The organism is Caballeronia sp. LZ035 (assembly GCF_031451175.1).
GTDB lineage: Bacteria > Pseudomonadota > Gammaproteobacteria > Burkholderiales > Burkholderiaceae > Caballeronia.
In genome coordinates this window covers 1,706,498-1,726,362 of record NZ_JARUXS010000001.1, presented here as the reverse complement: position 1 = coordinate 1,726,362, position 19,865 = coordinate 1,706,498, and the positions used below count along the sequence as shown (strand labels likewise).

19 protein-coding genes are annotated in these 19,865 nt (G+C 64.5%); 9 read left to right on the top strand and 10 right to left on the bottom strand.

What is annotated here, in order from left to right:
* Positions 1–146 precede the first annotated feature (146 nt).
* Complete coding sequence (locus QCE88_RS08155) at positions 147–1,109, bottom strand: LysR substrate-binding domain-containing protein (RefSeq protein ID WP_309900800.1); 963 nt, start codon at positions 1,107–1,109, stop codon at positions 147–149.
* A gap of 188 nt (positions 1,110–1,297) precedes the next feature.
* Here QCE88_RS08155 and gcl point away from each other — a divergent pair, with 188 nt between their 5' ends.
* The 4 genes from gcl to lysM all read left to right on the top strand — a co-directional run bounded on the left by gcl (position 1,298) and on the right by lysM (position 5,696).
* Positions 1,298–3,073, top strand: coding sequence for a glyoxylate carboligase (gcl, locus tag QCE88_RS08150; RefSeq protein WP_309900797.1), 1,776 nt, complete (start codon positions 1,298–1,300; stop codon positions 3,071–3,073).
* Between the two features lie 74 nt (positions 3,074–3,147).
* Positions 3,148–3,948 carry a hydroxypyruvate isomerase gene (hyi, locus tag QCE88_RS08145; RefSeq protein ID WP_309900795.1) on the top strand — a complete coding sequence of 267 codons (801 nt, stop codon included), beginning with the start codon at positions 3,148–3,150 and terminating at the stop codon, positions 3,946–3,948.
* A 43-nt stretch (positions 3,949–3,991) separates the two neighbouring features.
* Positions 3,992–4,900 carry a 2-hydroxy-3-oxopropionate reductase gene (locus QCE88_RS08140; RefSeq protein ID WP_309832110.1) on the top strand — a complete coding sequence of 303 codons (909 nt, stop codon included), beginning with the start codon at positions 3,992–3,994 and terminating at the stop codon, positions 4,898–4,900.
* Positions 4,901–5,201: 301 nt separating this feature from the next.
* Positions 5,202–5,696, top strand: coding sequence for a peptidoglycan-binding protein LysM (lysM, locus tag QCE88_RS08135; RefSeq protein ID WP_309900793.1), 495 nt, complete (start codon positions 5,202–5,204; stop codon positions 5,694–5,696).
* 49 nt (positions 5,697–5,745) lie between these two features.
* Here the strand turns inward: lysM and QCE88_RS08130 are convergent, their stop codons facing one another.
* From QCE88_RS08130 to QCE88_RS08105, 6 genes are all read right to left on the bottom strand, one after another.
* Positions 5,746–6,738, bottom strand: a complete 993-nt coding sequence (locus QCE88_RS08130; protein ID WP_309900790.1) for an asparaginase — start codon at positions 6,736–6,738, stop codon at positions 5,746–5,748.
* Between the two features lie 42 nt (positions 6,739–6,780).
* The gene (locus QCE88_RS08125; protein ID WP_309832106.1) at positions 6,781–7,707 is read right to left on the bottom strand and encodes a CysB family HTH-type transcriptional regulator; all 927 of its coding nucleotides are present in this window, start codon (positions 7,705–7,707) and stop codon (positions 6,781–6,783) included.
* Between the two features lie 48 nt (positions 7,708–7,755).
* Complete coding sequence (locus QCE88_RS08120; protein WP_309900789.1) at positions 7,756–8,814, bottom strand: sulfate ABC transporter ATP-binding protein; 1,059 nt, start codon at positions 8,812–8,814, stop codon at positions 7,756–7,758.
* Between the two features lie 15 nt (positions 8,815–8,829).
* Entirely contained in the window at positions 8,830–9,744 is a 915-nt protein-coding gene (cysW, locus tag QCE88_RS08115) for a sulfate ABC transporter permease subunit CysW (protein WP_309900787.1), read from the bottom strand.
* Positions 9,741–10,625, bottom strand: a complete 885-nt coding sequence (gene cysT, locus QCE88_RS08110) for a sulfate ABC transporter permease subunit CysT (protein ID WP_309900785.1) — start codon at positions 10,623–10,625, stop codon at positions 9,741–9,743. Before cysT ends, cysW begins: the two co-directional genes overlap by 4 nt.
* Before the next feature lie 100 nt (positions 10,626–10,725).
* The gene (locus tag QCE88_RS08105) at positions 10,726–11,760 is read right to left on the bottom strand and encodes a sulfate ABC transporter substrate-binding protein (RefSeq protein WP_309900783.1); all 1,035 of its coding nucleotides are present in this window, start codon (positions 11,758–11,760) and stop codon (positions 10,726–10,728) included.
* Positions 11,761–12,018: 258 nt separating this feature from the next.
* Between QCE88_RS08105 and lexA the strand changes: the two genes are divergently transcribed.
* The 3 genes from lexA to QCE88_RS08090 all read left to right on the top strand — a co-directional run bounded on the left by lexA (position 12,019) and on the right by QCE88_RS08090 (position 13,949).
* A complete protein-coding gene (gene lexA / locus QCE88_RS08100) occupies positions 12,019–12,696 on the top strand; it encodes a transcriptional repressor LexA (RefSeq protein ID WP_309900781.1) in 678 nt (225 codons plus the stop codon).
* Positions 12,697–12,919: 223 nt separating this feature from the next.
* On the top strand, positions 12,920–13,249 hold the full coding sequence (locus QCE88_RS08095; protein ID WP_309900779.1) for a hypothetical protein: 330 nt from the start codon (positions 12,920–12,922) through the stop codon (positions 13,247–13,249).
* Positions 13,250–13,346: 97 nt separating this feature from the next.
* A complete protein-coding gene (locus QCE88_RS08090; RefSeq protein WP_309900777.1) occupies positions 13,347–13,949 on the top strand; it encodes a DUF2939 domain-containing protein in 603 nt (200 codons plus the stop codon).
* Positions 13,950–13,957: 8 nt separating this feature from the next.
* Here the strand turns inward: QCE88_RS08090 and QCE88_RS08085 are convergent, their stop codons facing one another.
* Positions 13,958–14,467, bottom strand: a complete 510-nt coding sequence (locus QCE88_RS08085) for a universal stress protein (protein WP_309832089.1) — start codon at positions 14,465–14,467, stop codon at positions 13,958–13,960.
* 359 nt (positions 14,468–14,826) lie between these two features.
* Between QCE88_RS08085 and nodI the strand changes: the two genes are divergently transcribed.
* Entirely contained in the window at positions 14,827–15,774 is a 948-nt protein-coding gene (nodI, locus tag QCE88_RS08080) for a nodulation factor ABC transporter ATP-binding protein NodI (protein ID WP_309900775.1), read from the top strand.
* A gap of 13 nt (positions 15,775–15,787) precedes the next feature.
* Positions 15,788–16,648 (top strand): ABC transporter permease, encoded by an 861-nt coding sequence (locus QCE88_RS08075; protein WP_309900773.1) that lies wholly within the window; start codon positions 15,788–15,790, stop codon positions 16,646–16,648.
* Between the two features lie 60 nt (positions 16,649–16,708).
* Here the strand turns inward: QCE88_RS08075 and gnd are convergent, their stop codons facing one another.
* Both gnd and tkt read right to left on the bottom strand, forming a co-directional pair.
* Positions 16,709–17,689, bottom strand: coding sequence for a phosphogluconate dehydrogenase (NAD(+)-dependent, decarboxylating) (gene gnd / locus QCE88_RS08070; RefSeq protein WP_309900771.1), 981 nt, complete (start codon positions 17,687–17,689; stop codon positions 16,709–16,711).
* A gap of 5 nt (positions 17,690–17,694) precedes the next feature.
* Positions 17,695–19,788 carry a transketolase gene (gene tkt, locus QCE88_RS08065; RefSeq protein ID WP_309900769.1) on the bottom strand — a complete coding sequence of 698 codons (2,094 nt, stop codon included), beginning with the start codon at positions 19,786–19,788 and terminating at the stop codon, positions 17,695–17,697.
* Positions 19,789–19,865 lie beyond the last annotated feature (77 nt).

The following is a 19,865-nucleotide window of genomic DNA, read 5'->3' as shown; positions in this document are numbered from 1 at the left end:
CACTCCTTGTACTGACTTGTGGATATAAGCCGCCCGGGCGTCGGACCGGTGCGGCAAGTGAGAAGCCCGAGACTATAGCGTGGAATGGCGCTTATCGCAAGCCGGATAGCCTTTTCTCAGCCGATTTCAGTAGTGATTTCAGGCAGTTAGCGATCCTTGACCGTCGCAGTCTCCATGTGAACCGGCTCGCCCGGCAACGTGAGCGGACGGCTCCAATAACCCGGTTGAGCGAAAATTTCCTTAAGATAATCAATGAAGTAGCGCACGCGCGCCGGCACGTAGCGCTGCTGCGGGTAGACCGCGAGAATGTCGTAGTCAGGCAGTTCGAAGTCGTCCAGAACGGTTTCGAGCTCGCCGGATTCCAGTTGCCGCTGGATTTCCCACGTCGATCGCCAGCCCAGTCCGAGCCCTTCCGAGGCCCAGCGGTGCAGCAGTTCTCCGTCGTTGCAATCGAGCGTGCCGGCCACGCGCACCGTCACGATCTTGCCGTTGCGGCGGAAATACCATCCGCGGTTCTGGCCGCCCTGCAGATTGAACGCCAGGCAATTGTGGTTCGGCAGGTCTTCGAGCGTTTTCGGCCGGCCGTGCTTCCTGAAGTACGCGGGCGTCCCGCACACGACGCGCCGGTTGCCCGCCAGCTTCACCGCGACGAAGTTCGGATCGACGGCCCCGCCGATGCGTATCGACAGGTCATAGCCCTCGCGCACCAGATCGACGACGCGGTCGGTCAGATTGAACGACATCTGCAATTCGGGCTTGTCGGCCAGAAAGCGCGGCGCGTGCGGCGCGACATGCATGCGCCCGAACGCCGCCGGCGCGGACACGATCAGATGCCCGCCCACCGCCCGCCGTCCGGCCGCGAGTTCGTTTTCCGCCTGATCCCATTCGGCCAGCAAATTCTTGCAACGGTCGAGGAACGCCGCGCCTTCTTCGCTGACCACCAGCCGCCGGGTCGAGCGGTACATCAGCTTCACGCCGAGGCGCTTCTCCAGCGCGTCAATGCGCCGCCCGAGGATCACCGGCGAGACGCCCTCCTCCAGCGCCGCCGCAGCCAGACTGCCGGCCTCGGCCACCCGCACGAAGGTTTCGATCTGCTTGAAACGGTCCATCTGTCGTCTCCGGACGCGCGCCGGCCGCCAAACCGCGCCACGTCGTCATTCGATACTTTTTGTTTGGTAAAAAGCGACTCGCGCTGATCTTATCAAACCTTTTTCACAGACTTAAAGTGCATCGAACCCTGCATGAAAGCAGACAGCCATTTCCCGATTTCAGTTAGAGCCCCCTGAAGGAGACAACCATGCCCAAGATGAGAGCCGTCGATGCAGCCGTCCTCGTGCTGGAAAAAGAAGGAATCGATACCGCGTTCGGCGTGCCGGGCGCGGCCATCAACCCGTTCTACTCGGCGATGAAGAAGTCGGGCGGCATCAGCCATGTGCTGGCGCGCCACGTCGAGGGCGCCTCGCACATGGCCGAAGGTTATACCCGTGCGGCGCCGGGCAACATCGGGGTGTGCATCGGCACCTCGGGACCGGCCGGCACGGACATGATCACCGGCCTGTATTCCGCCCAGGCCGACTCCATTCCGATCCTCGCGATCACCGGCCAGGCGCCCCGCGCGCGGCTCTACAAGGAAGATTTCCAGGCCGTCGATATCGAATCGATCGCCAAGCCCGTGACCAAATGGGCCGTCACCGTGCGCGAGCCGGCGCTGGTGCCGCGCGTGTTCCAGCAGGCGTTCCACCTGATGCGCTCCGGCCGTCCGGGCCCGGTGCTGGTCGATCTGCCGATCGACGTGCAGATGGCCGAGATCGAATTCGACATCGACACCTACGAACCGCTGCCGGTCTACAAGCCGAAGGCAACGCGCGCACAGATCGAAAAAGCGCTGACCATGCTCAACGACGCCGACAAGCCCTTGATCGTCTCCGGCGGCGGCGTGCTCAACGCGGTGGCGGAAGACCTGCTCGTGAAGTTCGCTGAAACCATCGGCGTGCCGGTGATCCCGACGCTGATGTCCTGGGGCGCGATCCCCGACGACCATCCGCTGATGGCCGGCATGGTCGGCCTGCAAACCTCGCACCGCTACGGCAACGCGACGATGCTCGCCTCCGACTTCGTGCTCGGCATTGGCAACCGCTGGGCGAACCGTCATACGGGCAGCGTCGAGGTGTACACGAAGGGCCGCAAGTTCGTGCACGTCGATATCGAGCCGACGCAGATCGGCCGCGTGTTCGGGCCGGATCTCGGCATCGTGTCGGACGCGAAAGCGGCGTTGGAGCTGTTCGTCGAGGTGGCGCAGGAGTGGAAGGCGGCCGGCAAGCTGAAGGATCGCGGCGCGTGGGTGGCGGACTGCCAGCAGCGCAAGCGCACGATGCAGCGCAAGACGCACTTCGACAACGTGCCGATGAAGCCGCAGCGCGTCTACGAGGAAATGAACCTCGCGTTCGACCGCGACACCTGCTTCGTCACGACGATCGGTCTGTCGCAGATTGCAGGCGCGCAGTTCCTGCATGTGTTCAAGGCGCGCAACTGGATCAACTGCGGCCAGGCCGGCCCGCTCGGCTGGACCATTCCGGCGGCGCTCGGCGTGCGGGCAGCCGATCCGCAACGCAAGATCGTCGCGCTGTCGGGCGACTATGACTTCCAGTTCATGATCGAAGAGCTTGCGGTCGGTGCGCAATTCAAGCTGCCGTACGTGCACGTGGTCGTGAACAACTCGTATCTCGGGCTGATTCGCCAGGCGCAGCGCGGCTTCGACATGGACTACTGCGTGCAGCTCGCGTTCGACAACATCAATGCGCCTGAACTCGACGGCTATGGCGTCGATCACGTGGCAGTGGCCGAAGGGCTTGGCTGCAAGGCGCTGCGCGTGCACAAGCCGGAGGAGATCGCGCCCGCATTGAAGCAAGCGCAGGCGCTGGCTGCGGAACATCAGGTGCCGGTGGTCGTCGAGATGATTCTCGAACGCGTGACCAACATCGCGATGGGCACCGAAATCGACGCGATCAACGAGTTCGAGGAACTGGCGGAGAGCAAGTCGGATGCGCCGACTGCCGTCACGCCGCTGGACTGATTCTCCTGCTTCGCCGCCGCGCGTTCGTTGAAGGCGCGCGGCCTTCATCACTGACCGACCATCAGGACCGAACCATGCCGAAATTTGCTGCGAACCTGACCATGCTGTTCAACGAAGTCCCGTTCCTCGACCGCTTCGCGGCTGCGGCGAACGCGGGTTTCAGCGCGGTCGAGTTCCTGTTCCCGTACGCGTTTTCGATCAGCGATATTCAGCAGCGCCTGAAGGACCACGATTTGAAGATCGTGCTGCACAACCTGCCCGCCGGAAACTGGGAGGCGGGCGAGCGCGGCATCGCCTGCCTGCCGGACCGCGTGGCGGAGTTCCGTGAAGGCGTGCCGCGCGCCATCGAATACGCAAAGGCGCTGAACGTGCCGCAACTGAACTGCCTCGTCGGCATTCCGACGGCCGGCGTTTCGACGGAACAGGCACGCGCGACGATCATCGAGAACCTGCGCTTCGCCGCCGACGCGCTCAAGAAAGAAAACATCCGCCTGCTGGTGGAGCCGTGCAACAACTACGACATTCCCGGCTTCGCGTTGAACCGCTCGAAGGACGGGCTCGACGTGATCCGCGCGGTCGGCTCGGACAATCTGTTCCTGCAGTACGACATCTATCACATGCAGCGCATGGAAGGCGAACTCGCGGCGACCATCAGGAAGCATCTGCCGCAGATCGCGCACATCCAGCTCGCCGACAACCCCGGCCGCAACGAACCGGGCACCGGCGAAATCAACTACGCGTTCCTGTTCCCGCTGCTCGACGAGATCGGCTATCAAGGCTGGATCGGCTGCGAGTACAAGCCGCTCAACGGCACCGACGCGGGCCTGGGCTGGCTCGAACGCATCGGCGGCGTGACGGCAGGCAGCGCGGCCTAACCCCGGACACCTGGACACCAGTACACAAGGAGGAGCATCCAGTATGGCAACGATCGGTTTCATCGGCCTCGGCATCATGGGCGCGCACATGGCGCGCAATCTCATCAAGGGCGGCCACGCGCTCGTCGTGAACGGCAAGTTTCCGGTACCGGACGACATTCGCGCACAGACCAAAGTCGTGGAAGACTCGGCCGCGGTCGCGAAAGCCAGCGAGATCGTCATCACGATGGTGCCGGACACGCCCGATGTCGCCAATGTGCTGTTCGCCGACGACGGCGTCGCCAAGGGCCTCTCGAAGGGCAAGCTCGTGATCGACATGAGCTCGATCGCGCCGCTCGACACGCAGGAATTCGCGAAGAAGATCAACGCGCTCGGCTGCGACTATCTCGATGCACCGGTCTCGGGCGGCGAAGTCGGCGCACGTGAGGCGACGCTCACCATCATGGTCGGCGGCCCGGAAAAATCCTTCGAGATCGCGAAGCCGCTGTTCGAGCTGATGGGCAAGAACATCTCGCTGATCGGCGACAACGGCGCGGGCCAGACCTGCAAGGTGGCGAACCAGATCATCGTCGCGCTGAACATCGAGGCAGTCGCCGAAGCGCTGCTGTTCGCCGCGCGCTCGGGCGCCGATCCGGAGCGTGTCCGCCGGGCGCTGATGGGCGGCTTCGCGTCGTCGCGCATCCTCGAAGTACACGGCGAACGCATGACCAAGCGCACGTTCAACCCGGGCTTCCGGATCGAACTGCATCAAAAGGATCTGAACCTCGCGCTCGACGGCGCGCGCAAGATGGGCCTCGCCCTGCCCCACACGGCAAGCGCGCAGCAACTCTTCAGCGTGTGCGCCGCGAACGGCGGCAAGGCATGGGATCACTCGGCGCTCGTGCGCGCGCTCGAGATCATGTCCAACTTCCAGGTGGCCGACGAGCCGGCGCAAGCCAAGGCCGCCGCGTAACGCGCGGCACCTGAACCGTGGGGCGTCCCGCGTATGGGCACGCGGGACAAATGCCGTCCTGGGCTGAGGGCGGCAAGTGGGGTCCGAGAGCGGCACCCGGCGTTGCGCCGGGTAAGCCTTGGTCGGTCAGACGGAGTGTCGTCGGGTGTCCGCGTCGGATTGCCATGCATCGATTCCTGCCGCTTCCATACGAGCGGTGTTGCAACTCCTTTGTTGAAACTCAGAACTATCTGGTGGTGCGCGCGACTAAACTGCCTGAAAGTCGCAGGCCGTCTCACCACTTCAACCAAGGAGCCAGACAATGGGAATCCTCAGCTTTATCAAGGAAGCAGGCGAGAAACTCTTCGGCGCAGCCACGCCGGCCGCACAGGCTGCGGCGCCCGCCGCGGCGCCGGATGTTGCCGCGCTGAACCAGAAAGCAGGCGAAGCCATCGCTACTTATATTCGCTCGCAAGGCCTCAACGCGGATAACCTCGATGTGAAATACGACGGCGCGTCGCACACGGTCACGGTGTCGGGACAGGCGCCGGATCAGGCGACCAAGGAAAAGATTCTGGTCGCCGCAGGCAATGTGCAGCACGTCGATAAGGTGGACGACCAGTTGACCGTGCCGAACTCGGAACCCGAGTCGCAGTATTACACCGTCGTGTCGGGCGACAATCTCTGGAAAATCGCCGAGAAGTATTACGGCAGCGGCGCGAAGAACGATCAGATCTTCGAGGCGAACAAGCCGATGCTGAAGAGCCCCGACAAGATCTATCCGGGACAGGTGTTGCGCATTCCTCCGGCTGCGTGAGGCTCGGGCGCACAACATGGAAAACGCGAGCCGTGAGCTCGCGTTTTTTTCAGTACATGTCGAATACGCGTTGCAGGTCGTTATCGCCTTTGACCAGCGCGAGCATCAGCAGCACGCGCGCCTTGTAGGGGTTCAATGTGCCTGCGCTCACCGTGCCCAACGCGTCATCCGGGGCCGCGCCATTGCGCATCACATGGCCCGATCCCACGCGCGACGCACGCACCACCGCCACGCCCCGTTTCACTGCATCGGCGAGCGCCTGCGTCAGCGCGGCATGCATCGAGCCGTTGCCCGTGCCCGCCACCACAATCCCTTTCACCCCGGCCGCCACGAGTGCATCGACGGTCACGCGCGAAGCGTCCGCATAACTCGCGACGATCTCGACCATCGGCCATTGATCCGTCACGGCGAATTCGCTCGCCACGGTGTGCGTCCGCACGGCCACGCGCTGGAATTCGACGCGTCCGTCCTGCACGAAGCCCAGCACGCCGGTTTCGGGTGAACGGAAGGCATCGACGGCATAGGTGCTCGTCTTGGTTACATCGCGGGCGCAGTGAATCTGGTTGTTGAACGCCACCAGCACGCCCTTGCCCGACGCATCCGACGAGGCTGCCACCGTCACCGCATTGAGGAGGTTCAGCGGACCGTCGGCGGACAACGCGGTGGACGGCCGCATCGCCGCCGTCAGCACGACGGGCTTCGCGTGCTTCACCGTCAGATGCAGCAGGTAAGCGGTTTCTTCGAGCGTATCGGTGCCGTGCGTGACCACGATGCCGTCGATGTCGTCCTGCGCCAGCAGCGCGTCGATGCGGCGCGACAGCGTCGTCCAGAGCGCTGCGCTCATGTCCTTGCTGTCGATGCTCGCGATCTGTTCCGCGTGAATGCTCGCTACCGAAGCGAGTGCGGGCACCGCGTCGAGCAGCTTGTCCACGCCGACGACGCCCGCCTTGTAGCCCGCGGTTTTCGAGGCATCGCCGGCCGATCCGGCGATGGTGCCGCCGGTTGCGAGCACGGCGATGCGAGGGAGAGAGGATGGGTTCATGCCGGCGATTGTAAATCAGCCGGCAAGGACGTCACGCTTGCACTAAGCCGCTTCGCGCAGTTGCGCGGCGATCTGCGCTTCGTCGAGTTGCGGGGCGAACATCTCGATCAGACGGTACGCATACGCGCGCAGGAACGCGCCCTTGCGCAGGCCGACGCGCGTGGTGCTCGCCTCGAACAGATGCTGCGTATCCAGCGCGACGAGTTCCGAATCGCGCTTCGCGTCGTAGGCCATCGCCGCGACGATGCCGATGCCCATGCCAAGCTCCACATAGGTCTTGATGACGTCGGCGTCGATGGCGGTGAGTACGATGTCGGGTATCGCGCCGACGCTCGCGAACGCCTGGTCGACATGCGAGCGGCCGGTGAAGTCCGTGTCGTAGGTGACGATCGGATATTCCGCGATGTCCTCCAGCGAAAGATTCTCGCGCCCGACCAGCGGATGATCCTTCGGCACCACCACCGTGTGATGCCACGAATAGCACGGGAACGTGACGATATCCGGATAGCGGTCCAGCGCCTCGGTGGAAATGCCGATGTCCGCCTCGCCGTTGATGATCATCTGCGCGATCTGCTGCGGACTGCCCTGGCGCAGTGCGAGATGGACCTTCGGGAACACTTCCGTGAACTGGCGGATCACCTTGGGCAGCGCGTAGCGTGCCTGCGTATGCGTGGTCGCCACGACCAGATGGCCGTTGTCCTGATCCGCGAACTGACGCGCGACGCGCCGCAGATTCTCGGCGTCGAGCAGCATGCGCTCGATCAGCTGATGCACTTCCTTGCCCGGCTCGGTCAGCCCGGTGAGGCGCTTGCCGCGGCGCACGAAGATATCGACGCCGAGTTCGTCCTCGAGGTCCTTGATCTGTTTCGACACGCCCGATTGCGACGTGTACAGCACGTTGGCCACTTCCGTCAGGTTCATGTTCTGACGTACGGCCTCACGCACGAAACGCAGTTGCTGGAAGTTCATGGGAGTCTCTCCGTGATGCTTTTATCGCTTGTTCTATGGTTCTGTGTGTCATTGCGCCGGAAACACGCGCAGCGTGCGCGGCACCGCGGTCACGCCGTCGCCGACTTCGAGCCGCAGTGCGCGCCAGGCCTCGCGATCCAGTTCCGCTTCAATCACGCCGCCCGCGTTGCCTTCCAGTTCCACGCGCACCGAGCCGCCGAGCGTCACGACGCGCCGCACGCCGACCGTGATGCCGTCGCGATGCGCGCCGTCCGCCGGATACAGCGCGAGATCGTGCGGCCGGACGTAAGCCAGCGCGCGGCCGCTGAAATGGGCCTGCGCGGCGATCGGGCTGGCGGCGCCGTCGGCGGTGAAGCCGTTGGCATCGACCTGGCCTTGCAGGCGATTTGCCGCGCCGAGGAACTCGTAGACGAACGAAGTCTGCGGATGATCGTACACGTCCTGCGGGCTGCCGACCTGCTCCACATGGCCGTGATTCATCACGACGATGCGGTCGGCCACCTCCAGCGCTTCTTCCTGGTCGTGCGTGACGAACAGCGTCGAGATATGCAGGTCGTCATGCAGACGCCGCAGCCAGCTGCGCAGTTCCTTGCGCACCTTGGCATCGAGCGCGCCGAACGGTTCGTCGAGCAGCAGGACCTTCGGCTCGACGGCCAGCGCCCGCGCCAACGCAATGCGCTGCCGCTGTCCGCCCGACAGTTCCGAAGGAAAGCGTTCCGCGAGCCAGTCGAGCTGCACGAGCTTGAGCAGTTCATGCACCTTCTCGCGGATCACGGCTTCGCTCGGCCGCTCGCGGCGCGGCTTCACGCGCAGGCCGAACGCGACGTTCTCGAACACCGTCATGTGACGGAACAGCGCGTAATGCTGGAACACGAAGCCGACCTGGCGCTCGCGGGCGCCCACTTCCGCGACGTCCTCGCCGTGCAGCACGACTTGTCCCGCGTCGGCGAATTCGAGGCCGGCGATGACCCGCAGCAGCGTGGTCTTGCCGCAGCCCGACGGCCCGAGCAGCGCGACCAGTTCGCCGGCGGGAAAGTCCAGCGAGACCTGGTCGAGCGCGGTGAAATCGCCGAAGCGTTTTTGCAGATTGCGAACGATGATGCTCATGATGATGTCGGCCTGTCAGTTCTGTGCGGGGGCGGTGGCGGAGGCTTTGGCTTTGGCTTCGCTTACGGACTGCGTCATGCGCCGCTCCGCGAGGAGCTTGAGCGCGAGCGTCACGAGCGCGAGCAGCGCAAGCAGCGACGCCACCGCGAACGCTGCCGAGAAGTTGTATTCGTTGTAGAGGATTTCGACGTGCAGCGGCATGGTGTCGGTCTGGCCGCGAATGTGGCCGGAAACCACCGAGACTGCGCCGAACTCGCCCATGGCGCGCGCGTTGCAGAGGATCACGCCGTACAGCAGGCCCCACTTCACATTGGGCAAGGTCACGCGACGGAAGATCTGCCAGCCCGACGCGCCCAGCACATGCGCCGCTTCTTCTTCGTCGTTGCCCTGAGCCTGCATCAGCGGAATCAGTTCACGCGCGACGAACGGGAACGTCACGAAGATCGTCGCGAGCACGATGCCCGGCACCGCGAAGATGATCTGCACGTCGTGCGCGGCGAGCCACGGGCCGAACCAGCCCTGCGCGCCGAACATCAGCACATAGATGAGGCCGGAGATCACCGGCGACACCGAGAACGGCAGATCGATCAGCGTGGTGAGCAGCGCCTTGCCGCGAAAGTCGAACTTCGCGATGGCCCACGAAGCCGCCAGCCCGAACACGAGATTCAGCGGCACGGCGATCGCGGCCGTCAGGAGCGTCAGCTTGATCGCGGACCACGCATCCGGGTCCTTCAGCGACTCGAAGTAGTAGTCGAGGCCCTTGGCGAAGGCCTGCGCGAACACGGCCGCGAGCGGCACGACGAGAAAGAACGCCAGGAACGCGAGCGCGATGCCCGTCAGCAGCCAGCGCACCGCGCGCGGTTCGGTGACGGGATTGAGCGTGTGCGTGTCGCGCTGCGACGAGGTTTGCAATGGCAGGACCTTGCTCATGCCGGTTCTCCCGCCGCCTGGGACACTCGTGCGGGCGCGGCTCCGGTCTTGCTGGTGCGCCGTTGCAGGAACCACTGCAAGGTGTTGATGAGCAGCAGCATCAGGAAGGACACGCACAGCATCACGACGGCGAGTGCGGTGGCGCCGGCATAGTCGTACTGTTCGAGCTTGGTGATGATGAGCAGCGAGGTGATCTCGGACTTCATCGGCACGTTGCCGGCGATGAAAATGACCGAGCCGTATTCGCCGAGCGCACGCGCGAACGCCAGCGCGAAGCCCGTCAGCAAGGCGGGCAACAGCGACGGCAGCACCACCCGGCGGAACGTCAGCCAGCGCGACGCGCCAAGGCATGCGGCGGCTTCTTCCTGCTCGCGCTCGAAGTCCTCCAGCACCGGCTGCACCGTGCGCACGACGAACGGCAGGCCGATGAACGTCAGCGCGACCAGCACGCCGAGCGGCGTAAACGCGACCTTGATGCCGAGCGGCGCGAGATACTGGCCCACCCAGCCGTTGCTCGCATAGACCGCGGCGAGCGAGATGCCCGCGACCGACGTGGGCAGCGCGAACGGCAGGTCGACCATCGCATCGACGATGCGCTTGAACGGGAACGTGTAGCGCACCAGCACCCACGCGACGAGAAAGCCGAACACGGCGTTGATGAGCGCGCCGCCGAGGGCCGCGCTGAACGTCAGCCGGTACGAGGCCAGCACGCGCGGCGAGGTCACCGCGCGGACGAACTGGGCCCAGTCGAGCGTCGCGGTCTTCGCGAAGGTGGCCGCAAGCGGAATCAGCACCACGAGGCTCAGATAAGCCAGCGTGATGCCGAGGGTCAGGCCGAAACCGGGCAACGCGCTCGGTTTCCTGAATGTGAAGGTCGTCATCCTTGAGTCTTCCTTTTGCGCCGGGGGAGGCGCGTACTGCCGGGGTACTGCCTGAACGACGCGCGGCGTCATGGGTGCGCCGCGTCGTCGTGACCTGTCCTTACTGCGGCTGGTAGATCGAGTCGAACACGCCGCCATCGGCAAAGTGCGTCTTCTGCGCCTTGGCCCAGCCGCCGAACGTGTCGTCGATGGTGTAGAGCTTCAGCTTCGGAAACTGCTTCGTGAGGTCGGCCGGCACGGTCTTCGAACGCGGCCGATAGAAGTTGCGCGCGGCGATCTGCTGGCCTTCGTCGCTATACAGATACTTGAGATACGCCTCGGCGAGCTTGCGCGTGCCGTGCTTGTCGACGACCTTGTCCACCACCGCGACCGGCGGCTCCGCCAGGATGCTCACCGACGGCACCACGATCTCGAACTTCTCCGGACCGAACTCCTTCAGCGACAGGAACGCCTCGTTCTCCCACGCGATCAGCACGTCGCCCTGGCCGCGCTGCACGAAGCTCGTCGTTGCGCCGCGCGCGCCGGAATCGAGCACGCCCGCGTTCTTGTAGAGCTTCGTCACGAAGTCCTTCGCGCTCTGCTCGTTGCCGCCCGGCTTGTGCTGCGCATACGCCCACGCGGCAAGGTAGTTCCAGCGCGCGCCGCCCGAGGTCTTCGGATTCGGCGTGACGATCGACACGCCCGGCTTCGCCAGATCGTCCCAGTCCTTGATGTGCTTCGGATTGCCCTTGCGCACCAGGAACACGATGGTCGAGGTGTACGGCGAGGCGTTGTCCGGCAGACGCTTTTGCCAGTCCGCGTTGACGAGCCCCTTGCTCGCCAGGGCGTCGATGTCATACGCCAGCGCAAGGGTAACGACGTCGGCCTGCAGACCGTCGAGGACCGCACGGGCCTGACCGCCGGAGCCGCCGTGCGACTGCTTGAAGGTGACGGTCTCGCCCGTCTCGGCCTTCCACTTCTTCGCGAAGGCCTGATTGAAGTCCTGATAGAGCTCGCGCGTCGGATCGTAGGACACGTTCAAGAACGATGTCTCCGCGCTCGCTGACGCCGCCATGCCGATGCCCGCAGCCGTCAGTGCCGCCGCCGCAAGCAGGCGTCGCGCGCCCCGGCCCAATCCCCATTTCAAGCTTTGCATTCCCCGTTCTCCGTCTTATCGAATTGACGGAATCAGTCTAACTAGGCGTCTATATGATTAGAAATAATCGTTTCTCACTTTTTTATACGTAAAACTGCTAAGAAGCTTATTCCTGTGCGTAGAAAGGCACTCCGGCCGCGCATCGAGCGTATCGGGGGCCTGCAAGGCCGAACTTAAAGTAAAGCTTGAAAAGCGCGGAATACTGTATAAAAATACAGTCACCTGTCCATCCATACAGTGCCCCAGGGGTCCGAGCCAGTGAACAAGACATCCAAACTCACCGCGCGGCAGCAGCAGGTGTTCGAGCTGATCCAGCGCGCGATCGAGCGTACGGGCTTCCCGCCCACACGCGCCGAGATCGCCGCCGAACTCGGCTTCAGTTCGGCCAATTCGGCCGAGGAACATCTCAGGGCGCTCGCACGCAAGGGCGTGATCGAACTCGCGGCGGGCTCGTCGCGCGGCATTCGCCTGCTCGCCGAGGCAACGCGCATCGAGCGGCTGGAAGACATGCCGCATCAGTTCACGCTCCCGCATGCGAGCATCATGCAGCTCTCGCTGCCGCTCGTCGGCCGGGTTGCGGCCGGTAGTCCCATCCTCGCGCAGGAGCACATCTCGCAGCACTACGCGTGTGACCCGGCGCTGTTTTCGAGCAAGCCGGACTACTTGCTGAAGGTGCGCGGGCTGTCCATGCGCGACGCGGGCATTCTCGACGGCGACCTGCTCGCCGTGCAGAAGCGCACCGAAGCAAAGGACGGGCAAATCGTCGTCGCGCGTCTGGGCGACGACGTGACGGTGAAGCGCTGGAAGCGTCATCGCGATGGCGTCGAGCTGATCGCCGAGAATCCGGACTACGAGAACATTTTCGTGCGCTCCGGCAGCGGCGAGTTCGCGCTCGAAGGCATTGCGGTCGGCCTGATTCGTTCCGGCGAATTCTGACGTCCCCGCATAAGCGTTGGTGAGATCAATGAGGCCAAGACTCGGAAAAGATTCGGAATTTTGATGTCCCGCTTGTCCCAAAGAGACAAGAAATGTCCTGGACAAAGCGGAATATCACCTCACCAACCGCAGCGACGCTCACTCGGGCGTTCAACCGAAAAACCAGCATGACGGCCACCGTTCACGGCGCGCCGCTGTGCGCCCTATCGTCTGGAGAGTCACCATGGAACGTTTCGCCCGCTTGTTGCCCTTCCGCCAATTCGGCCGTCTGCGTCATCTGCGCACGCTGATTTCGTGCGGCATGCCGCGCGCCGAAACCACGCCGGATCTCTTCGAGACGGACATGCCCGCACTGCCGTCGCGTCAACCTGCTTTTGCGCGGGTGTCGCTGAACAGCACCGTGCACGCGGAAGCGGCGGAACGCGCGCCGGTGCGCGTTTATCGTGGACAATCCCGCGTAATCCTGGTCGGCAAGATCGACGAAGTGTCGCGCATGCTCGACCGCTGCATCGCCGAGGAAAGCGCCGGACTGGCGGGCGGAATCCTCGCATAAGCGGGGTTCGGCAGACGTTGAATTCCGGTTCGCGGGATTTATCGGGCGCATGCGCGGTCAATCGGAATTCACGTTCCGCACGAGGCCCTTCCGTCGCATGTCCCGCACTACCCGCTTCACCCTGACCACGCTCGTCGTCCTGATCGTCATCGGACTGCTGGGATATCTCTACGCATCGCCGTATATCGCATTGAATCGCCTCAAGCGCGCGGCCGATGCGCGCGACGCGCAGACGGTCAACCAATATGTCGATTACCCCGCGCTGCGCGCGAGCCTCAAGGAGCAGGTTGCCGCCCTGCTCACGCGGCGCGTGGACATTCAGAAGAGCGGCAATCCGCTGGCGATCATCGGGGCGATGATCGGCGCGGCGGTGGTCGGTCCGCTGGTGGATACCTACGCCACGCCTGACGGTGTCGCGGCCATTCTCAACGGCATCCCGCCGCGCGGCACACCCGGCGAACGTCCGCCGCCGGCCGGAACGAACGAGCCGCCGGTTTCATCGGGAGCGCCGGCTTCGGGCAACAATGCCCCAGCGCCCGATGCGGCGCCCCAACCGCCCGCCACGACAGCGGGCTATCAAGGCTTGAACACTTTCGTCGTGACCTATCAGCACGGCGCAGGCGACGCCCGCTACTCAGCCATTTTTCACCGCGATGGCCTCGTATCGTGGAAGCTCGTCGCGGTGAACCTGGACGGCTGAAGCGTCGTTCAGGCGCCCGCTTCGGCCTTGGCGGGCCGGGCCGCCATGGCAGCGTCTTCTTCCGCCTCGGTCGATTCCCCCGCCTGACACACGGCGACCAGAATGCTGCACTTCACGCGGTCGAGCAGCGGCGTGTTCCCCGCGCCCATCCACCAGCGCGCGAGTCCATTGCGGCAGCGATGCCCGACGACCACCAGATCCACGTTCAGCTGATCGGCGAGCGCCGCGATTTCATCGATCGGATGACCGAACGCGAAATGTCCCTGCGCCGCCAGGCCGCGTTCGCGCAACCAGTCCACGCCTTCCTGGAGGATGTCGCGCGCGGCGTCCTCGAAGCGGCCGCAGGCCATGTCGGTCAGCAGCCCGGCGCTCTGTGCGATGCTCGATCGCATGTCGACGACAGCCAGAATGTGCGTTTCCGCCTTCAGGTCGAGCGCGAGATTCGCGCCCTGACGCAGCGCCTTGCGACCCTCTCTGGAGCCGTCATAGCACAGCAGGATTTTTCGATAGCTATCCATCTTGACCTCCCTGGCCGGAGTTGCCCTGCGCGCCGGCGTTCCGGATCGGAATGGGGCACGTGAAGGCAATGCGATTTCCCGTGGTGTCACATCTTCATCATCGTGTGTCGCTCAGAGCGTCACAACGGTGGAAAACGCTAACCGGACGCGTACGCCGTATACGCAAGCTGGCGTCGTGCCAGCCGTGCAACATTCCTGCCAGACAAGCCTCGAACGATACAGGCGGAACAAACCACGCAACGCACGCACGGTTTCGAAACGGCCTTGCCGCTTGCCACGGCACGCCGAGCGCCACGCTGGTGCATTGGATTACACTAGCCCGCTGGATTTCCCATCGATTTTTCCCGCAACACGATTGCATGACTGATCAAACATTGCAGCAGCCAGCGCGTGCCGGCACACCCGCCATCGAGTTCAGTGACGTCAGGAAGCACTACGGCACACGCACCGTCGTGGACGGCCTTTCGTTCGACGTGCGTCCCGGCGAGTGCTTCGGCCTGCTCGGCCCGAACGGCGCCGGCAAGACGACGACGCTCAAGATGCTGCTCGGCATCACGTCGCCGGACAGCGGCTCGATACGGCTCTTCGGCGAGCCCGTTCCGGCGCGTGCCCGCTTCGCTCGCGAGCGTGTGGGCGTGGTGCCGCAGTTCGACAATCTCGATCCCGATTTCACCGTCCGCGAAAACCTCGTCGTGTTCGGCCGCTACTTCGGCCTGAAGGGTGCGCGCATGGACGCGCTCGTGCCGTCGCTGCTCGAATTCGCGCGGCTAGAGAGCAAGGCCGATGCGCGTGTCGGCGAACTGTCGGGCGGCATGAAGCGGCGCCTCACGCTCGCGCGCGCACTCGTCAACGACCCCGACGTGCTCGTGATGGACGAGCCGACCACCGGCCTCGATCCGCAAGCGCGCCATTTGATCTGGGAACGGCTGCGCTCCCTGCTCGCGCGCGGCAAGACCATCCTGCTCACCACGCATTTCATGGAAGAAGCGGAGCGTCTGTGCAACCGCCTGTGCGTGATCGAGGAAGGCCGCAAGATCGCCGAAGGCAGGCCGGGCGAACTGATCGAATCGGTGATCGGCTCGGACGTGATCGAGATCTACGGACCGGATCCAAAAGCCCTCGCCGCCGAACTGGAACCGCTCGTCGCACGCATGGAAGTCAGCGGCGAGACGCTGTTCTGCTACGTCGATGACCCGCAACCCGTGCATGCGCTCGTACGCGGCCGCGCCGGCGTGCGTTATCTGCATCGTCCGGCGAATCTGGAAGATGTGTTCTTGCGCCTTACCGGCCGCGAGATGGTGGACTGAACCGCACACGCTCATGAATACCTTCGATCAATCCAGCGCCAAGGCAAAAGCCGCGCGCCGGAAACAAACGCAAGCCACGGTGGACAATCTCACACCGCTTTCAAGCGCGCTGCCCGCCAACGCCACCCACTGGATGTCCGTGTGGCGGCGCAATTACCTGGTGTGGAAGAAGCTCGCGATCGCGTCGATGATCGGCAATCTCGCCGATCCGATGATCTACCTGTTCGGCCTGGGCCTGGGTCTCGGCCTGATGGTCGGGCATGTCGACGGCGTGTCGTATATCGCGTTCCTCGCGGCGGGCACGGCGGCGTCGAGCGTGATGATGTCGTCGAGCTTCGAGGCGATGTACTCCGGCTTCTCGCGCATGCACGTGCAGCGCACCTGGGAAGCCATCATGCACACGCCGCTCACACTCGGCGACATCGTGCTGGGCGAGATCGTCTGGGCCGCGAGCAAGTCGGTGCTGTCGGGCGTCGCGATCATGATCGTCGCGGGCGCGTTCGGCTACGCGAGCTTTCCGTCGATGCTGATCGCAGTGCCGGTCATCGTGCTGACCGGGCTGGCCTTCTCCAGCACGGCGATGATCGTGACGGCGGTGGCGCCGGGCTATGACTTCTTCATGTTCTACCAGACACTCGCGCTCACGCCGATGCTGCTGCTCTCCGGCGTGTTCTTCCCGATCGCGCAGTTGCCCGCGCTGGCGCAGCACGTGACCCAGGTGCTGCCGCTCTATCACGCGGTGGAGCTGATCCGTCCTGCGATGCTCGGCCGTCCGCTCGACGGCTGGGCGCTGCACGTGCTCGTGCTGTGCGCCTATGCCGTCGTGCCGTTTTTCGTGTGCGCCTGGCTTTTCAGGCGGCGCATGATGAAATGAAAACGGCGCCGGACCGCGAAGGTCCGGCGCCGCCGTTTCAAACAAGCAGAGAACCCGCCTCTATTTCACCGGAAACTCGTGATGCCCGCCGAAGCCGAAGCGCATGGCCGACAGCATGCGCTCGGGGAACGACTCGGCGTCGCGCGAGCGGAAGCGCGTGTACAGCGCCGCCGACAGCACCTGCGCGGGCACCGCCTCCTCGATCGCAGCCTCGATGGTCCAGCGCCCTTCGCCACTGTCGGCGACCTCGGCTGAATAGCGGTCGAGCGAACCGTCACCGGCGAGCGCGCCCGCCGTCAGATCCAGCAGCCACGACGACACCACGCTGCCGCGCCGCCATACCTCGGCGACATCGGCGAGATCGAGCGAATAGCGTTCATTCTCCGGCAGCTCGGTCGAGTCCTTGCGTTCGAGCACGTGGAAGCCTTCGGCATACGCCTGCATCAGGCCGTACTCGATGCCGTTGTGGACCATCTTGACGAAGTGCCCCGAACCCACCGGCCCGCAATGCATGTAGCCGTTTTCCACGCGCGCATCGCGGCCTTCGCGTCCGGGCGTTGCCGGGATGTCGCCGCGTCCGGGCGCGAGCGTCGCGAGAATCGGATCGATGCGGCGCACGACCGCCTCTTCGCCGCCGATCATCATGCAATAGCCGCGCGTCAGGCCCCACACGCCGCCCGACGTGCCGACATCGACATAATGCAGGCCCTGCTCCCGCAACTGCGCCGCGCGGCGAATGTCATCCTTGTAGAAGCTGTTGCCGCCGTCGATGATCACGTCGTCCGCCGTGAGGATCTTGCGCAGGTCGCCCAGCGTGTCCTCGGTGATCTTGCCCGCCGGAAGCATCAGCCAGACGACGCGCGGCGTCTCCAGTTTCGCGACGAGATCGCCGAGATCCTTCGCGCCGGTCGCGCCTTCGCCCGCGAGCGTGGCCGTGACCTCGGGGTTGTGGTCGTACACGACGCACTGGTGTCCGTCGCGCATCAGGCGGCGCCCGATGTTGCCGCCCATGCGCCCCAGTCCCACGATGCCGATCTGCATGTCCGTTACTCCTTGCCGTTGGTTTTCACACGTTCGATCTGTTTCTTCGCAGCGTCGACGACCGCTTCCGGCGTGAAGCCGAACTTGGTCTTGAGCGCCTTCAACGGCGCCGACGCGCCGAACGTATGCATGACGATCTGCGCCCCGAGCCGGCCGACATAGCGGTCCCAGCCGAGCGTCGCCGCCTGCTCGGCGCACACGCGCGCGTGCACGTCCGAGGGCAGCACCGACTCCTTGTAGGCTTCATCCTGTTTTTCGAAGAGGTCCCACGAGGGCATCGACACGACCCGCGCCGCGATACCTTCGGCCGTGAGCTTCTCGAAGGCCTCGACGCACAGCGACACTTCGCTGCCGCTCGCCATCAGGATGACCTCGGGCTTCTTGCCGCCGTCGGCATCGGCGAGCACATACGCCCCGCGCCGTACGCCTTCCGCTGAGCCGTATTTCGAGCGGTCGAAGGTGGGCAGCGGCTGGCGTGTCAGCACGAGGCACGACGGCTCCTTGTTGTGCGTCAGCGCGACGCGCCACGACTCGCCCACTTCGTTCGCGTCCGCCGGGCGCAGCAGCGTGAGCCCCGGCACCGCGCGCAGCGACGCGAGCTGCTCGATAGGCTGGTGGGTCGGACCGTCTTCGCCGACGCCAATCGAGTCGTGCGTGAAGACGTAAATGACCGGCACTTCCATGATGGCCGAGAGGCGGATCGGCGGCTTCATGTAGTCGCTGAAGATCAGGAAGGTCGAGCCGTACGGCCGCAGGTCGGACAGCGCCATGCCGTTGCAGACCGCGCCCATGCCGTGCTCACGGATGCCGAAGTGCAGGTTGCGTCCGGAGTAGTCGTCATGTTCGAAGCTGCCCGCGCCCTCGAACTTGAGGTTCGTCTTCGTCGACGGCGACAGGTCCGCCGCGCCGCCGATCAGCCAGGGAATGCGCTGCGCGATCGCGTTCAGCACCTTGCCGGACGAGTCGCGCGTGGCGAGACCCTTCGGATCGGCGTCGAAGTTCGGAATGGCGTCTTCCCAGCCTTCGGGAAGCGTGTGATCCAGCATCTGCCCGGCTTCCTTCGCCAGCTCGGGATGGCTCTTCCCGTAGGCATCGAGGCGCTGCTTCCATTCCGCATGCAGCTTCTTGCCGCGCGCGCCCATGCCTTCGGCGAAGTGCTGCATCACGCCGTCGGGCACGTAGAACTGCTTGTCCTCGGGCCAGCCATAGAACTTTTTGGCGAGCTTCACTTCGTCCTCGCCCAGCGCCTCGCCGTGCGCGCCCGCCGTGTTCTGCTTGTGCGGCGCGCCCCAGCCGATGATGCTCTTGACGATGATCAGCGTCGGCTTGTCCTGGGTCGCCTTCGCCTCCTTGAACGCGGCTTCGAGCGCGGCGCCGTCGTTGGCGTCATCGACGTGCAGCACGTTCCAGTTGTAGCCGTGGAAACGCGAGGCCACGTCGTCGCTGTAGGCGAGCTCCGTGTGACCTTCGATGGTGATGGTGTTGCTGTCGTAGATCCATGTCAGGTTCGACAGCTTCAGGTGCCCAGCCAGCGATGCCGCCTCGTGCGAGATGCCTTCCATCATGTCGCCGTCGCCGCATAGCGTCCAGACGTGATAGTCGAACAGCGTATCGCCGCCCTGGTTGAAATGGGCTTCCTTCCAGCGCGCGGCCATCGCCATGCCCACGCTGTTGCCGAGACCCTGCCCGAGCGGGCCGGTCGTCGTCTCGACGCCGGTCGTCATGCGGAATTCCGGGTGGCCGGGCGTCTTGCTGTCGAGCTGACGGAAATGCTCGATGTCGTCGAGCGAGATCGCGGGCTTGCCGGTCGGCTTGCCGTGTTCGTCGACTTCCTTCACGCCGGTGAGATGCAGGATCGAGTAGAGCAGCATCGACGCATGACCGACCGAGAGCACGAAGCGGTCGCGGTTCGGCCACAGCGGCGCGTCGGGATCGTAGCGCAGATGGTTCTGCCACAGGTGGAACACCACGGGCGCGAGCGCCATCGGCGTGCCGGGGTGGCCGGAATTGGCCTTCTGCACGGCGTCCATCGACAGCGTGCGGATGGTATCGATCGACAGGCGATCGAGGTCTTTTGCTTGAGGTGATGCTTGAGACATGAGCGACGACTCCTTTGCGAAGAGCGCGCTGTGGCTTGAGGCGCCGCAGCGGGCAACCAGGACCATCGAGCAAGTGT

Bases quoted from the DNA above. Each gene is read 5' to 3' on its own strand.
- gnd (WP_309900771.1), bottom strand. From the start codon at position 17,689: ATGCAGATCGGCATCGTGGGACTGGGGCGCATGGGCGGCAACATCGGG.
- tkt (WP_309900769.1), bottom strand. From the start codon at position 19,788: ATGTCTCAAGCATCACCTCAAGCAAAAGACCTCGATCGCCTGTCGATC.
- QCE88_RS08125 (WP_309832106.1), bottom strand. From the start codon at position 7,707: ATGAACTTCCAGCAACTGCGTTTCGTGCGTGAGGCCGTACGTCAGAAC.
- QCE88_RS08095 (WP_309900779.1), top strand. From the start codon at position 12,920: ATGGAACGTTTCGCCCGCTTGTTGCCCTTCCGCCAATTCGGCCGTCTG.
- QCE88_RS08105 (WP_309900783.1), bottom strand. From the start codon at position 11,760: ATGCAAAGCTTGAAATGGGGATTGGGCCGGGGCGCGCGACGCCTGCTT.
- cysW (WP_309900787.1), bottom strand. From the start codon at position 9,744: ATGAGCAAGGTCCTGCCATTGCAAACCTCGTCGCAGCGCGACACGCAC.
- cysT (WP_309900785.1), bottom strand. From the start codon at position 10,625: ATGACGACCTTCACATTCAGGAAACCGAGCGCGTTGCCCGGTTTCGGC.
- nodI (WP_309900775.1), top strand. From the start codon at position 14,827: ATGACTGATCAAACATTGCAGCAGCCAGCGCGTGCCGGCACACCCGCC.
- QCE88_RS08085 (WP_309832089.1), bottom strand. From the start codon at position 14,467: ATGGATAGCTATCGAAAAATCCTGCTGTGCTATGACGGCTCCAGAGAG.
- QCE88_RS08075 (WP_309900773.1), top strand. From the start codon at position 15,788: ATGAATACCTTCGATCAATCCAGCGCCAAGGCAAAAGCCGCGCGCCGG.
- hyi (WP_309900795.1), top strand. From the start codon at position 3,148: ATGCCGAAATTTGCTGCGAACCTGACCATGCTGTTCAACGAAGTCCCG.
- QCE88_RS08155 (WP_309900800.1), bottom strand. From the start codon at position 1,109: ATGGACCGTTTCAAGCAGATCGAAACCTTCGTGCGGGTGGCCGAGGCC.
- lysM (WP_309900793.1), top strand. From the start codon at position 5,202: ATGGGAATCCTCAGCTTTATCAAGGAAGCAGGCGAGAAACTCTTCGGC.
- QCE88_RS08130 (WP_309900790.1), bottom strand. From the start codon at position 6,738: ATGAACCCATCCTCTCTCCCTCGCATCGCCGTGCTCGCAACCGGCGGC.
- QCE88_RS08140 (WP_309832110.1), top strand. From the start codon at position 3,992: ATGGCAACGATCGGTTTCATCGGCCTCGGCATCATGGGCGCGCACATG.
- QCE88_RS08090 (WP_309900777.1), top strand. From the start codon at position 13,347: ATGTCCCGCACTACCCGCTTCACCCTGACCACGCTCGTCGTCCTGATC.
- QCE88_RS08120 (WP_309900789.1), bottom strand. From the start codon at position 8,814: ATGAGCATCATCGTTCGCAATCTGCAAAAACGCTTCGGCGATTTCACC.
- gcl (WP_309900797.1), top strand. From the start codon at position 1,298: ATGCCCAAGATGAGAGCCGTCGATGCAGCCGTCCTCGTGCTGGAAAAA.